12 protein-coding genes are annotated in these 14,874 nt (G+C 72.5%); 6 read left to right on the top strand and 6 right to left on the bottom strand.

Going from position 1 to position 14,874, the window contains the following annotated elements; genetic code table 11:
* Together WA762_RS30975 and WA762_RS30970 are read right to left on the bottom strand one after the other, a co-directional pair.
* Positions 1-1,877 (bottom strand): DUF11 domain-containing protein (locus tag WA762_RS30975; protein WP_335940169.1); only part of this gene is annotated, 1,877 nt, incomplete at its 3' end.
* Complete coding sequence (locus WA762_RS30970; RefSeq protein ID WP_335940167.1) at positions 1,820-2,335, bottom strand: DUF6923 family protein; 516 nt, start codon at positions 2,333-2,335, stop codon at positions 1,820-1,822. The genes WA762_RS30975 and WA762_RS30970, both read right to left, overlap by 58 nt.
* Before the next feature lie 825 nt (positions 2,336-3,160).
* On the opposite strand from WA762_RS30970, the gene WA762_RS30965 reads away from it, so the two are divergent.
* The 3 genes from WA762_RS30965 to WA762_RS30955 all read left to right on the top strand — a co-directional run bounded on the left by WA762_RS30965 (position 3,161) and on the right by WA762_RS30955 (position 5,722).
* Positions 3,161-3,601: a DUF485 domain-containing protein gene (locus WA762_RS30965; protein ID WP_335940165.1), complete on the top strand. Its 441-nt coding sequence runs from the start codon at positions 3,161-3,163 to the stop codon at positions 3,599-3,601.
* Between the two features lie 26 nt (positions 3,602-3,627).
* Positions 3,628-5,250: a sodium/solute symporter gene (locus tag WA762_RS30960; RefSeq protein WP_335940173.1), complete on the top strand. Its 1,623-nt coding sequence runs from the start codon at positions 3,628-3,630 to the stop codon at positions 5,248-5,250.
* A gap of 244 nt (positions 5,251-5,494) precedes the next feature.
* Positions 5,495-5,722, top strand: coding sequence for a DUF397 domain-containing protein (locus WA762_RS30955; protein ID WP_335940163.1), 228 nt, complete (start codon positions 5,495-5,497; stop codon positions 5,720-5,722).
* Between the two features lie 123 nt (positions 5,723-5,845).
* On the opposite strand, the gene WA762_RS30950 is transcribed toward WA762_RS30955, so the two are convergent.
* From WA762_RS30950 to WA762_RS30940, 3 genes are all read right to left on the bottom strand, one after another.
* Positions 5,846-6,781 (bottom strand): coiled-coil domain-containing protein, encoded by a 936-nt coding sequence (locus tag WA762_RS30950; protein ID WP_335940160.1) that lies wholly within the window; start codon positions 6,779-6,781, stop codon positions 5,846-5,848.
* A gap of 253 nt (positions 6,782-7,034) precedes the next feature.
* Positions 7,035-9,824 carry an SUKH-4 family immunity protein gene (locus WA762_RS30945; RefSeq protein WP_335940158.1) on the bottom strand — a complete coding sequence of 930 codons (2,790 nt, stop codon included), beginning with the start codon at positions 9,822-9,824 and terminating at the stop codon, positions 7,035-7,037.
* 5 nt (positions 9,825-9,829) lie between these two features.
* Positions 9,830-10,807: an SMI1/KNR4 family protein gene (locus WA762_RS30940; RefSeq protein ID WP_335940156.1), complete on the bottom strand. Its 978-nt coding sequence runs from the start codon at positions 10,805-10,807 to the stop codon at positions 9,830-9,832.
* A 365-nt stretch (positions 10,808-11,172) separates the two neighbouring features.
* On the opposite strand from WA762_RS30940, the gene WA762_RS30935 reads away from it, so the two are divergent.
* Positions 11,173-11,709, top strand: coding sequence for a YwqJ-related putative deaminase (locus WA762_RS30935; protein ID WP_335940154.1), 537 nt, complete (start codon positions 11,173-11,175; stop codon positions 11,707-11,709).
* Between the two features lie 10 nt (positions 11,710-11,719).
* Positions 11,720-12,253 carry an SUKH-3 domain-containing protein gene (locus WA762_RS30930; RefSeq protein ID WP_335940152.1) on the top strand — a complete coding sequence of 178 codons (534 nt, stop codon included), beginning with the start codon at positions 11,720-11,722 and terminating at the stop codon, positions 12,251-12,253.
* A 149-nt stretch (positions 12,254-12,402) separates the two neighbouring features.
* Here WA762_RS30930 and WA762_RS30925 read toward each other — a convergent pair whose 3' ends face one another.
* Positions 12,403-13,722: a sensor histidine kinase gene (locus WA762_RS30925; protein WP_335940150.1), complete on the bottom strand. Its 1,320-nt coding sequence runs from the start codon at positions 13,720-13,722 to the stop codon at positions 12,403-12,405.
* A gap of 155 nt (positions 13,723-13,877) precedes the next feature.
* On the opposite strand from WA762_RS30925, the gene WA762_RS30920 reads away from it, so the two are divergent.
* Positions 13,878-14,762, top strand: a complete 885-nt coding sequence (locus WA762_RS30920; protein ID WP_335940148.1) for a hypothetical protein — start codon at positions 13,878-13,880, stop codon at positions 14,760-14,762.
* Positions 14,763-14,874 lie beyond the last annotated feature (112 nt).

Here is a 14,874-nt window from a genome sequence, read left to right as displayed (position 1 = left end):
CTGTCCGTCGCGGCCGTCTTGACCACCGTCAGGCCGGGCTTCGAAGGCGCCGGAACCTCCACCTCGGACGGAGGCGACACCGGAGGCGGCGTCCCACCGGGCGGCGTACCCGTCGCCGTCGCCGAGTTCTTGATCGACCCCGCGTCCACATCCGCCTGCGTCACCTCATACGAGGCCGTGCACGTCACACTCGCACCCGGAGCCAGCGAACCGGCCCCCGCGGGACAGACCACATCCGACAGCTTCCCGGACCCGGTGAACTCGCCCTCGTTCACCTTCACGTCCTTCAGCGTGACGTTGCCGGTGTTCTTCAGGAGGAACGCGTACTCGACCTTCTCGCCCACCACCAGCTCGCCGGGCTTCTCGGTCTTCGCCGTCTTCGTCACCGTGAGCGCGGGGTCGGCCGGAGCCGGAACCTCCACCTCCGACGGAGGCGACACCGGAGGCGGCGTCCCACCGGGCGGCGTACCCGTCGCCGTCGCCGAGTTCTTGATCGAACCCGCGTCCACATCCGCCTGCGTCACCTCGTACGACGCCGTGCACGTCACACTCGCACCCGGAGCCAGCAAACCAGCCCCAGCAGGACAGACCACATCCGACAGCTTCCCGGAACCGGTGAACTCGCCCTCGTCCACCTTCACGTCCTTCAGCGTGACATTGCCGGTGTTCGTCACCACGAAGGCGTACTCGACCTTCTCACCGGCCACCAGCGCGTCGGGCTTCGCGCTCTGCCCCGACTTGACGACCGTCAGGGCGGGTTCGGGCGGTGCCGAGACCTTCGCCTCGGACGGGGGCGACACCACGGGTTCACCGCCGTCCGACGGGGTGCCGGTGCCGGTGGCGGTGTTCTCCAGCGAACCCGCGTCGATGTCCTTCTGGGTCACCGTGTAGGTGGCGGTGCAGGTCACACTCTTGCCCGGGGCCAGCGGGCCGTCCGGACAGTCCGCCACCGGGGCGGTGCCGGTGCCGGAGAACGAGGTCTCGTCGACGGCCAGGTCCTTGAGCTCCACGTTCCCGGTGTTGGTCAGCACGAACGAGTACGTGATCCGCTCGCCCGCGGCCTTCACGGTCGCGGGGTCGGCCGTCTTCTTCACCGACAGCCCCGGGACCAGGGGCGTTCCCTCGGTCGAGGACTCGTTGTTGTCCGGGGTCGGGTCCTTCTCGTTGGCGACGACAGTCGCGGTGTTGGCCACCGGGGCGGTCATCGAGGCCGGGCTGTCCGCGGTGATGCTGATCGTGTTCTCCGCCCCGGCGAGGGTGCGGCCGCCGACGCAGGTCACGGTGTTGCCGGCCACCGTGCAGCCCGGCGTCGAGGTCTTGACGTTGGTCAGCGGCGCCGGAACGACATCCTTGACGGTGTAACCGCTGGAGTTGCCGGGCCCGTTGTTCTTCACCGTGAGGGTGTAGGTGACGGGGGTCCCCGGCTTGAACGTCTCGGGGCCCTTCTTCACGACCGCGAGGTCGGTGGGCAGACCGGGCGAGGCCGCGCCGTCGTTGTTGCCGCTCGCGGGGCCGGGCGCGGTCGAGACAAGGGTGAATGTCGGATTCGCCGAGGCCGGGTTGGCGATCTTGATCTGGTAGACGGTGCCCGACGCGTTGTCGGAAACGCCGATGTTGCCGTTGCCGAACGTCCAGGCCGCACCGAATCCGTATCCGGCTTCGACCGCCGGAACCGCCACCCCGAGGATCGTGACCGTCTTGGTCGCGCCCAGGAGGTCGACACGAACCATCTTGCCGCCCGCCTCGACGCCCCAGAAGTAGCCGTCCGCGTACGTGAGGTCCGCGGTGGGCGGAACCATGGGCAACTGGATCGTCGAGGTCACCTTGCCGGTGGCGGGATCCACCCGGTAGGCCACGTCGGTGGCACTGGAGCCCACGTAGAAGCCGCCGTCGGGGCCGAACGCCCCCAGTTCGCCGAACCCACCGTGGCCTCGTTGCCCACGCGGGTCACGACGCCCCCCTGCCCGATCCGGATGATCGAGCCGAGCGGTATGGCGGGGTCCCCGCCGCCCCCGGCCACCCCGTACAGATAGTTGTCCGCCGTGTTGTAGCTGATGGCGTTGTAGGTGAACCCGGCGTCCGGCCCCTCGGGCTGGAAGGTCACGCTCCCGGAGGCCCCGGTGATCGCCTTGTAAAGACGAGTGGGCACCTCCTGCGCGACGAAGACCGTCGGGTCGGCCGGGTCGAACGCGTCACCGGCCGCCGCATACGAGGTGGAGGTGCTGAGCAACGGAGCCGCGAGGGCGGTCATCCCGGACACCAGCGCCAGCGCCAGAACGCCGGCGAGCGAACGGCTTCTCCTGTGCCGTCCCCGGCGGGTGAGCTTGCCGGCCATTCAGAACCCTCCCGGCTTCCGTCTGGGGACGCGGCCGCCACGAACCGCACTCCATGCCGCACCGGTCCTCTCGCTCCCGCGCGTCCCGAGCCGGAGCGCCGACGGCCGCTCAGGCCGCCTTTCCCCGGGCTCGTTCGCGGCGGCATGGAACCGCCTCAATCCGTTCATTCCTGGCTACCCCTCCACATGAGACATCCAGTGGCACAAAGCGTCAGATGCCCATAGACAGCACAGATGTGACGGTATGGGCAGCTAAACCTAAGATCGAAGTAAAGCACCTAACCAGACGTTCGGCATGATTTACCGATTAATACCGGAACGCGCCGTTCCGCCCGTCTCTTACGCGGCGGAGGGAGCCGGCGGGACCGACGGACGCCACACGACCGGCGGCCGACCACCCGGAGGAGGCGCGGGCCCCTCGCGCGGGGGCCCGCGACGGACACCACCGCCGCCCCGGACGCCACACCGGCGCGGCACGCGTACGGCACCGGCCCCCCACCACGGACACCGCCGGGCGCGATAACGCGCACGACACCCGAGCAGCCGCCCCCGGAAGCCGCCGGGCCCGCCCCTCCCCCGACGGCACCCGCACGACGCCGAAGCAACACCCGACCGGCATCCGGGCGGCATCCGCACGACACCCGGGCGACGCCGCCCCGGCGCAATCTCACACAACTGAGCCAATCACCTCGGCAGTTCGAGCCAGGGTCTCCCCAACTCCGCATACCGGCGAGTAATGTTCACGCTTCCCGACAGCACTCCCCACCCCGCACTCCTGCCTTGCCGTCCAGCCAGGAACCGAGCCACGCAAGGAGCAGCACCCCGATGTCGCATGGAAACCCCCCACCCCCACAGCAGGCCGACTACCTGTTGCCCTGGCAGCGCTCGCAACCCCTGCCGCCCCCGGCGCCGATGCCGGGAGCCACCCCGTCCGCGCCCGCCTCCGCCCGGCCCTCCACCGCCCACGCGCCCGGTCAACCGCCCGTCCGCCACGGCGATCTGCGCCGGCTGCGCACCGCGTACCGGTCGCTCAGACGCGTCGCGGCCCTCACCGCGTTCGGCTACTTCTTCCTCTTCCTGCTGCTCTCCGCCTTCGCCAAGAGCGAGCTGCGGCAGCCCCTGTTCGGCGGACTCAACCTCGGAGTGGCCCTGGCCCTCTGCCAGTTGCCCGTCACACTGCTCGCCGTCGTCCGGTACGAACGGACCGCCCGGCACACCGTCGACCCGCTCGCCGCCCGGCTCCGCGGAGAGGCGGCGGACCAGTGAACGGTTTCGACGACTCCGCCCGGTCGATGTCCCTGGTGGCCTTCCTCGCCGTCGGCACCATCGCCCTGCTGCTCTGCGTGATGACCGGGCCCGACCGCGACGACCTCGACGAGTTCTACGCCGGCTCCCGCGACCTGTCCCCGCGCCGCGCCGGACTCGCCCTCGCCGGCGACTACCTCTCCGCCGCCACCGTCCTCGGCACCACCGGCATCATCGCCCTCACCGGCTACGACGGGATGATCCTCGCCCTGAGCATCACCCTCTCGCTCGTCCTGCTGATGTTCCTGCTCGCCGAACCCCTGCGCAACGTCGGCGGCTTCACCATGGGCGACCTGCTCGTACGCCGCGCCCCCGGCCGCGCGGTCCGCATCACCGCCTGCGCCACCACCATCGCCGCGCTCATCCCGATGATGGTCGTCCAGCTCGCCAGCAGCGGCGACCTGCTCGCCTTCATCCTGGGCTTCGACAGCTCCGGCTTCCGCACCGGCGCCATCATCGGCCTCGGCGTCCTGATGATCGGCTACGCGGCGATCGGCGGCATGCGGGGCACCGCCCTGATCCAGATCGTGAAGACCGTGGTGCTCCTCATCGCCTCGTTCACCATCGCCGTACTGATCATGAACCGGTTCGGCTGGGACACCGGAGCGCTGCTCTCGGCCGCCCGGCAGGGCAGCGGCGCGGGGGCCGCGTATCTCAGCTCCGGGCTCCAGTTCGGGGGGAGCGGGCTCGACATGGTCAGCTCCGAGCTGACCGTCGTGCTCGGCGCCGCCTGCCTGCCCCACGTCACCATGCGCATGACCAGCGCCCCGTCCTCGCAGGCCGCCCGCCGCACCCTGTCCTGGGCGGTCGCGGTCGTCGCCGGGATCTGCCTGCTGCTCGTCGTCATCGGCTTCGGCGCGGCCGGGTTCGTCGGCCATGAGCGCATCACCGCCGCCGGAGCCTCCGGGAACAGCGCGATCCTCCAGGTCACCGGCGCGGTCGCGAGCGGCGGGCGACTGGGCGCGCTGGTCGTCACGACGATGACCACGGCGATCTTCCTGACCCTACTCGCCTCCGTCGCCGGAATGATCCTGGCCTGCGCCAACTCCCTCGCGCACGACCTCTTCGCACACGGCCTGCACGGGGTGCGCGACCCCGGCCGCAAGCCGCTGCCGGGCCTCTCCGAGATGCGGACGGCCCAGGTCTCCGCCACCGTCGTCGGAATCCTCGCCACCACCCTCGCCGTGGTCGCCCGGCACTGGAACGTGCAGGCCCTGGCCACGCTCTCGTTCTGCGTCGGCGCGTCCGCCCTGGCCCCGGCCCTCGTCTACAGCATGTTCTGGCGGCGCTTCACCCGCACCGGACTGCTCAGCACCCTGATCGTGGGCACCACCACCGTCATGGTGCTGATCACCGGCACCAACCTGGTCTCGGGCTCGCCCTCCTCGGTCTTCCCCGACCTCGACTTCAACTGGTTCCCGTACACCACGACCGGGCTCGTCTCCATCCCCGCCGGATTCCTGGCCGGCTGGCTCGGCACGGTCCTCCCCCGCCACACGGCGCCCGCCGCGCGACGCCTGTACCAGGGCGAGGAACCACGCATCCTGGCGGGCGCGCCCCCGGCAGGCACACCCCCGGCCGCCACGGCACCGACACCGCACGGCGGATGACGACACCGCCGGGGGCCCGCCCGCGATCAACCGCTGACCGGCGTCGGCCGGTCCGGCGACGCACTCCGCCCACACCGTTCACACGTACGCGGACTCCGTACGGCGGACGAGCCGCCGGCCGACCTGTGGCCGCACGTCGGCCGGAAGGCGTTCCCCGGCACAGGAGTGCAGACCTCCGGGCAGCGGCTCTGCCCCCCGCACATGTCGCTCGACACGATCCGATCCGCGATGGAGGACGACCACCATGACGCGACCGCCCCTTCCCGATCCGACCGCCGCCGCCTGGCGCAAAAGCAGCCACAGCAACCAGGAGGGCGGCGACTGCGTCGAGGTGGCGGACGGCTTCCCCGGAGCCGTCCCCGTCCGTGACAGCAAGAAGACCGACGGCCCCACACTGACCTTCGCCGCACCCTCCTGGACCTCGTTCATAGACGAGTTGAAGAAGGAACACCGCTTCCACCCCGGACGCTGAGGGCCCGCCCCGTCGAACTGGCGTCGTTCGGCCGGTGGCCGGGCCCGGACCGGCCCCTGCGGCCCCCGCACCGACCACCGGCCCCGCGTCCGACGCCGGCTCCGGCTGCTCGTCCGCCTCCGGCTACGCGCCCGGCTCGGGATCGGCCTCCGCCGCCGACGCCCGCTCCGACGAGCCCGGGACCACCCGGCCCGTGAGCGCCGCCAGCGAGTTGCGGACATGCGTCATGTGCGCGTGCAGCTCCTCGCGCGCCTCCTCGTGCTCCCGCAGAATCCGTTCCGTCTCCCGGACCACCCGCTCCTCGCGGGCCCTGCCCTCCGCGATCAGCTCCGCCGCCCGCGCCTCGGCGTCCTCGTTGGTGTGCCGCGCGGCCTCCTCCGCCCGGGAACGGCCCCGCCGCGCCTCGGTCAGCCGGTCCTCCGCCCGCTCGATCAGTTCGACATGCCGCGCCGTCTGCGCCGCCAGGGCCTCGGCCAACTCCTGCTCGGCCGCCTTGCCCCGCTCGGCGTGCTCCTGCTTCTGGTGCGCGAGGACGCTCGCGGTACGGCGGCGCGTCTCCTCCATCACGGACTGCGCCTCCCGCCGCACCTCCTCGGCGTCCGTACGGGCCTCGGCGGCGATCCCCTCGGCCTCCCGCCGGGCCGCGGACAGCGTCTCCTCCGCGTACTCCTCGGCCGCCGCCCGCATCGCCTCGGCGTCCGCCCGCGCCGACTCGCGCAGCCGCAGGCTCACCTCGTCGGCGGCCTCCAGCAACGCCCGTTCCTCCTCCTGCGCCGCGTTCCGCAGGGAAGCGGCCTCACCCTCGGCGAGCGCCAGGATCCGCTGGGCCCGCTCACCGAGCGAGACATAGTCCTGCGGGGCGAGAGCGGCGACCACCTCGCCCAGCCGGACCGACTCCGCCGACAACTCCTCCACCCGCGCGGCCAGCCGGGCCACCCGCTCCCGCGCCTCGTCCCGCTCCTCGGCCAGACCGGCCAGCGCCCGGTCCACCTGCTCCGGCCGGTACCCGCGCCCCCGCATGCCGACGTAGTCAAGTCCGGACCCCGGTGCAGAACTCATCCCTCAAGCCTCTTTCCGACTCGCCGACCACCAGCCAATAGGTCAAGGATGCGGCAAATCGGCGCAGAAGTCGGAATCGATCAACACCTTTCCGGACGGAAGCGACGGGCATCACAAGCACCGCATGACACGGCGCCCGGCCCCTTCCGGGAACCGGGCGCCACGCCCACGAAATCCACCGACCGGACCAGCGCCCGGCCGGAACCGGCCCCGCGTCCGACCCGCACCGGGCCGGGTCCCCGGGGCCCGCAGGTCAGATCAAGCCATCCCACATCTGTTCGAGAATCACGGACCACCAGCTCTCCGGCGACGCCAGCGCCGCCGCGTCCAGCGCCACCAGCTGGGCCTGGAAGTCGACCGTCCAACGCCCTGCCTGCTCCGGGTTGAGCCCGAAGCGCAGCCGCCACATCCGGCCGAGCAGGGCCATCGAACGCTGGAACTCCGGCAGCCCGGTGTTCACGAACTGCGGCGCCGCAGGCTGCCCGTCCGGGCCCGCCTCGACCGGCACCGCCACGATGTTCGCGGTCCCGTACTGGACACAGATGGCCCGGCCGAAATCGGTCCCCATCACGAGGTACGCCCCCGCGTCCGACGCCGCCCGCACCTGCCGCTGCGCGGCAAGCTCGGCCAGCGTCGGCACCACCGGCTGCCCCGGCTGCGCCCAGAAGAACGGCCCGAAGTCGGCGGGCAGCCCCGCCCACACCAGCGTCCGCGCCACCGCCTCCGGCACGCCCTGCCGGGACACCGCGCGCTGATCGAAGCGGAGCACGCCCTGCGGGCCGAACGCCTGCGCCATCTCCTGCGCAATGGCCTCCGGCGGCACCGGCGGGGCGGGCGGCACCTGCGGCAGCGGCGCGCGCACCGGCGCCGGACGCGCCGGCCCGTCCGCCACCTGGTGCAGCTCGCCCTGATGCGTCAGCAGATGCCGCATGCCCTGCTGCCGGCTGGCGTGATCAGTGCCGTACGGGGCCACGCTGGTGATCCGCACCTGCGGCCAGGTCTCACGAATCATCCGGGCGCAGTAACCGCCCGGCAGTTCGCACGACTCCAGTTCGGTATGCAGCTCGATGACCTGCTGCGGCGGCACGTTCATCGCCCGCAGCTCGTACAGCATCTGCCACTCCGGGTGCGGAGTGCCGGGCGCCGAACGACGGATCAGCTGCTGCTCGCTGCCATCGGGCGCACGGTAGCGCAGCACGGCCTGGTAGCCGGGACCCACGGTCGGCTGACCGGGCTGCTGCGGATAGCCGTACGCCGGGGGCGGGGTGTGCCCGGACAACGGCGGTACGGGGCCGGGGCCCTGCGGCGCACCGGGAGGACCGGGCGGGCCGGGCGGCCCCGGGGGCTGGGGCATGCGCTGACCGCCCATGCTCGGGTCCGCCAACATCGTCGCCGCGTGATGCACCCCGCCACCGGGCGGAGGCGTCGCACCGGGAGGCGCGGGCGGCACCCCGGGCACACCGGGCGCACCCGGCTGACCAGGAGGGCCGGGCGGTCCGGGCGGGTTCGGAGGACCGGGCGGCTGCGGCGCACCGGCAACACCGGCGCCACCAGCAGCCCCGGGCGCACCAGACGCACCGGGCACGCCGGGCGGACCGGGCGGGTTCGGAGGACCAGGAGGCCCGGGCGGGCCGGGCGGGCCCGGGGGCTGGGGCATGCGCTGACCGCCCATGCTCGGGTCCGCCAGCATCGTCGCCGCATGGTGCACCCCGCCACCGGGCGGAGGCGTCGCACCGGGAGGCGCGGGCGGCACCCCGGGCACCCCGGGCGCACCCGGCTGACCAGGAGGGCCGGGCGGACCGGGCGGGTTCGGAGGACCGGGCGGCTGCGGCGCACCGGAAGCACCCGTCCCACCAGCAGCCCCAGACGTACTGGGAGCACCAGACGCACCGAGAGCCCCAGACGCACCAGGAGCACTGGGAGGGCCAGGCACCCCCGGAGCACCGGAAGTCCCCTGAGTACCGGAAGTCCCCTGAGCCCCAGGCACCCCCTGAGCACCAGGCATGCCAGGCGCACTGGGAGCACCAGGGCCCCCGGAAACACCAGGAGCACCAGGAGCACCAGGGGCACCAGGCGCCCCGGGCCCACCGGCCGGGGCCCCGGGCACGCCCGGCGTCGAGGGCGGCGGCACCGGCGCACCCGGACGAGCGCCCGGCATGCCGGGCACGCCGGGCGGCGGCGGGGTCGAAGGACCGCCCCCGCGCGTACCGGGCGGCGGCACGACGGCCTTGCCCGTGGTCGCGTCCGCGATGTCCCCGGGACCGGCCCCGGGGACCCCCGGCGCACCCGCCCCGGAAGCGGGACCGTCGACGCGCGGCCGGTCCAGGCCCGACACGATCGCCGTCGGCGGCAATTGGCTGCCGCCGGACATCAGCGCGGTCGGCGCGTCCGCCGGCACGACCGGCGGCGGGGCGCCCTCGTCGTCGGCGCCCGAAAGCGGCGGCGCGAACACGGTGGCCGGCAGCGGCACCGAGCCGTCGTCGTCCGACAGCGCATTGGTGTCCGTACCGTCCCACGGGGTGGAACCGACGGGCACGTCCGGCGACGACGCCGGCACCCCGTCGTTTGCGGTCGGCTCGTACCCGACCCGCCCGACCCGCCCGACCCGCCCGTCCCCGTCGCTCCGGCCCCCCTGACCGCCCTGGTCGCCCCGGCCGTCACGGTGATCCGGAATGCCCAGCTTGTCCGCCGCCTCCTGGAGCCACTCCGGAGGGCTCAACAGGAACGACGTCTGATTCAGGTCCACCCGCTGCGGCGGCTCCGGAGCGGCCGCAGCGGCGGCGACCACCCCGTACTCCTCCTCGTACCGCCGGATCACCTCGCCCACCGGCAGCCCCGGCCACAGCGTGGCCTCACCGCTGTCCCGGGCGATCACCATCCGCTGCCGGCCACCGTCCGAGACCGGACCCTCGGCGCGGTCCTCGCCCCACACGACGAAACCCAGCTCGAACTCCCGCACCCGCACCTCACGGTGCTGATACGCGGGCACATCACCATTGATCCACTCATCGGCGCGCTCCTGCGCCTGCGCGAACGTCACCATCGCGCTCACCCCTCCACCGGGACGGCCCGCGCGAAGCCACCGTCCACCATCAGGTTCGCCACGGTCTCCAGCTCCGGCGGATTACCCGCCAGCCGCTCCAGGAACGCGTCGAAGTCGTCACCGCACGGCAGCAACAACCGGTCCACCCGCTCCTGCACGTTCCAGCCGTCCCGGTCCCGGGCGTCGTCATACGCGCAGAACCACACCGAACCGATGCCGGCGCCCTTCACCTTCACCGCCAGCAGACCGCCCTGCACGAACGCCACCCCCAGGAAATCCTTGGTCAGATGGTCCCGCAGACACTTGTTCACATACACCAGATCGTTCACGGCGGCCTCCTCGCGCACCGTGAAGAACGGCTGATCCACCAGCAGCCCCAACCGCGCGTCCAGCGCCGCCCCCACCGGCGCCGAACCGCCCGCCGCCTTCAGAAACGAACGGTACGCACCCGGCAACCGGTAACCGAGATCCTCCTCGACCCCCTGCACCTGCTGCTCCGTGACCGCCACGGCCCCCTTCGGCAGCCGGAAGTGCGCGGGCCGGGTCTCCTGCAACGGCCGGGTCCCCCGCTTCTCCTGGTCGACCGCCGTCGCCGCGAGACCCGCATGATGCCTCAGCAACGCCTTGACCTCGACCGGGACCAGCTCCATGCGCCGCCCACCGGGAACGTGGTGCCACGTCCAGCCGTGCGGCGTGGCCACCGCCGGAATCGTGTCCCACAGCTCGTGCCCGCTCGCCGCCAGCGCCGCGTTCGCCGAGACGTAATCGGTGAGCCGCAACTCATCCACACCGAAACCCTGCGGCGGCTCCGCGATCTCCGCCGCCGCCCGCGCGTACGGGGCGAAATCCGGACTCCCGCCCGCCCCCATCCGCACACCCCCGGGATGACGGGCCGCACGAACCGGATCCGGGAAGTGCACGAGCTGCCCGGCGTAGGCCGCGTTCGGCGGCGCGGCTTGCTGCCCGGGCCGACCTGTCGTCATGGCGTTGCCCCCTGCTGCGTCTGGCTGATGAGGACCGGCCGCGGGGAACGGTCCGGGCACAGCCTATGCGGTGCCACCCGAACCGAACCCGCCCCCGCACCCTTCTCACAGCCACCCCCCGCACCCCACACCCCACCACGGCGAGAACCGCCGCCCCTCCCCCTCACCACCCCTCCCCCCACCCGTCACCCACCGTCACGACCAGCCACCCGACACACCACCGACCCACCACCCAGGAGCGACACAAAGCCGCATAACCCCGCCCCAGCTTCCCCACCAGCCCGGACATTTGGCAGGCTGTCACCACAACTCGGGGGCGTGCGCACCACGCGGCCACCGCCGCGGCCACGGGAGGGAACGGCACCATGCACACCGCACCAACAGTCACACCCACGACCACACCCGGCGATCCACGCCTCAGCTGGAGCGCCACCCGCACCAGCCACGCACCCCACCTGCGCCACCGCCGCGACGGCATCCTCCCCGCGGTGGCCGCCGCCCTGTCCGTACGCGGCGAGACACTCACCTGCACCGCCGGCAAGGGCGACCAGCCCCCCGCCCTCCACCCTCTGGTGCAGGACTTCCTCGACACCCTCACCAGCGGCCAACGCGAACGCTTCACCGGCCGCTGCCCCGAAGCCATCCTCCTCTCCCGCCACCTCACCGCCGCCGAATCCGCCCGCTCCAAGCGCGCCCGCCGCAAACCCCTCACCAACGGCGAGGCCCGCCGCGCCCTCAAGCACTCCCGCCTCACCGCCCGACGCATCCGCGAGGACGGCGACCCCCTCCACGGCAGCTACGCCCCGCCCTGCCGCTCCTGCACGGCGATGCTCGCCCACTTCGGCGTACGCCCCGTCGACCTCGCGACGGACGGGGCGGCGACCACCGCCGAGAAGGGCTGACCACGCGCCGATGCACGACCGAACCGACCTCCCCGCACCGACGGCCCCCGCGCCCCACGGCCACCCCGCCACGCCCCGCTTCCCCACCCCCGTCGACACCGCCCTGCGCACCGCGGGCTGGCAGCCCGGCCGCTGGGACATCCGCCGGGCCGAGGAATGGGCCGACGCCCTGCGCGCGCACCGGTCGCCCGCCGGCCACCAGCACGCCGTCTTCCCCGCGGCCGTGGAGGCCTGGGCGGAATTCGGCGGCCTGCACATCAGGGCCGCCGCCCCCGGCCGGCAGATCGCACCGGCCCCGGTGCGCATAGACCCCATGAGCGGCCTCCACCTCGCCCGCACCCTCAACGACCTCGGCCGGGCCCTGGAGACCGAGCTCAGCCCCCTGGGCGAGGAGGGCGAAGGCCAGGCGGTCCTCGCGATCGACGCCGACGGCCGCGTCTACAGCATCGACCACACCGGCGACTGGTACCTCGGCCCGGACATCGACCAGGCCCTGACCGCACTCGTCACCGGCATCCAGCCGGAACGCCTCACCGCCGGCTGAACACCTGCCGGACACCTGCCGGACACCGCCTGAACACCGTCCGAGCGCCGGCCGGACACCGCCCGAGCACCGCCCCCGACGACCGGCCGGCCCCGGCCAGGCCGCGCCCTCGCCCACCGGTGCACCCGTCCCGCCCGCGCCCGGCCCGGTCAGGCCGACGCGGCCCCCTCGGCCGGCAGCACCGCCGACACCCGGAAACCCCCCGCGTCCGTCGGCCCCGAGACGAACACACCCCCGAGCCCCAACACCCGCTCCCGCATGCCGACCAGCCCGTTCCCCCCGCTCGGCAGCCCGGCATCCGCCGTCGCGGCGTCCGACGGACCGTTCTCCACCTGCATCGCGACCTCCGAGCCGCGATGCGCCAGCCGCACCCACGCCCTCGCACCCGCCGCGTGCTTGTGCACGTTCGTCAGCGCCTCCTGCACCACCCGGTACGCGGTCTGCTCGACCTCCGGCGCGTACGAACGGACCTCGCCGTGCACCGACAGCTCCACCGTCATCCCGGCCGCCCGGGACTCCCCGACCAGCTTCTCCACCTCGGCCAGCCGAGGCCCCTCATCCACCGCCGCCGCGGCGGCCGCGGCCGCCGCCCGGCCCACCGACGCCAACGGCGCCTGCGCCGACCGGGGCGCCACCGGCTCCCCCGCCCGCAGCACCCCCAGCATCTCCCGCAGCTCCGTGAGCGCCTGCCGCCCCATGTCACCGACCAGCGCCGCGTTCCGTACCGCCTTCGCCGGATCCTTCGGCGCCACCGCCTGGAGCGCGGCGGCGTGCACCACCATCAGGCTCACCCGGTGCGCCACCACGTCGTGCATCTCGCGGGCGATCCGGGTGCGCTCCTCCGCCCGCGCCCACTCGGCCCGCTCCTCGGCCCGGTCGGCCAGCAGCGAGAGCTCCCGCTCCAACGAGTCCGCCCGCTCCCGCAGGCTCTCCATCAGCCGCCGCCGGGCCCCTATGTACAGGCCGAACAGCACGGGCGGCGCGGTCAGCCCCAACGACATGAAGAGGGCGATCAGCGGCACGTACCCGTCGCCCGGCCCGAAATCGGCCTGCTCGGCGACGCTCTGCCGCATCCGTACATAGGTGACGATGAACGACCCGGTGAAGGACATCCCCGCCAGCACCGCCGTGATCCTGCGCGGCACCTCCGACGCGGCCAGCGTGTAGAGCCCGACCAGGCCCATCAGGAAGCCCATCTGGGCGGGCGTCGTCGCGACCGCCACCAGCACCACGACGATCGGCCAGCGCCGCCGCACCACCAGCACGGACCCCGCGACCAGCCCGAACAGCACGCCCACCGGCACCGGCAGCGCGGCGTTGGCGGCGAAGTCCACCCCTTCCAACGCGCATTCCAGGGCCGACAGGATCGCCAGCCCGACATCCAGTGCGACACTCCGCCGCCGTTGCCACCACGCATAGCCGCGGGCGGTCTCACCCACGGCTTCCCGGTGTTCCCCCGTTGCGGTCATGCCGTCCAGACTACGGGCGCACGCACCTCATTTTCGGGCGACCTGGACAGCACGCGTGTCCGCCGAACGGGGACAGAACAGTCACGTATCGCTTGAAAAGGTGAATCGAGCAGGCTTTCGCACCGGACGTCCGCATTCCGGACGACGCTCGGCACATGACGGAAATCACGAGCAAGTACGCCGACTTCGAGGGCCTGCGCGCCCAGGCCGTCGCCCTCCGCCGGGCGGGACTCAGCCGCCGCCAGATCCGCGACCGCCTGCACATCGACAACAACGACATCCTGAACCGCCTCGTCCAGGGAGAGCCCGCCCCCGAGTGGACGAAACGCCCCAACGCCAAGGACGACCTGCGCGCAAAGGCCCGGGAGCTACGGCTCCAGGGAATGACCTACGACCAGATCCAGGTGGAACTGGGCTGCTCGAAGAGTTCGATCTCCCTGTGGGTACGGGACCTGCCGAAGCCGGAGCCGCGCTATACGGACGAAGAACGCCGAGCGCTCATGAATGCCGGCCTGTCACGCCTGCGCGCCGCCCAGGACGAGGATCGCCGGAGGACCAAGGCTCAGGCATGCGCCGCCGTCGGCGAGCTGTCGGACCGGGAACTCTTCCTCGCAGGCGTCACGCTCTACTGGGCCGAAGGCGCCAAGGACAAGACGTACAGCCGCCGCGAAAGCCTCCTCTTCATCAACAGCGACCCCAACGTGATCACGCTGTACCTGCGCTGGCTCGAACTGCTGGGGGTCACACGCGAGCGCCTGCACCTCCGGGTCAGCATCCACGAGTCGGCGGACGTCGCTGGGGCCGAGCGCTTCTGGGCCGATCTGACAGGCGTCCCCGTCACCTCCTTCCAGAAGGCGACCCTGAAAAAGCACAACCCCAGGACAGTCCGCAAGAACACCGCCGAGACATACCGCGGCTGCTTGATCATCTACGTGATCAAAAGCGCCGAACTCTATCGTCGCGTAGAAGGCACTTGGTACGGCATAGTGTTGGGTGCCAGCCCGACAGGCCAGCAAGATGTCCGGTTTAGTCGGGAATAATCCCCCATGGTGTAATCAGGCAGCACTGCGAGTTTTGGTCTCGTATGTCCAGGTTCAAATCCTGGTGGGGGAGCTTCACCCTCGGGCCCCGACCGCCAAGGTCGGGGCCCGC

This window comes from Streptomyces tyrfis (assembly GCF_037034285.1).
Classification (GTDB): Bacteria; Actinomycetota; Actinomycetes; order Streptomycetales; family Streptomycetaceae; genus Streptomyces.
The sequence above is the reverse complement of the archived record's forward strand: the minus strand, read 5'-3'. Positions and strand labels throughout refer to the sequence as shown.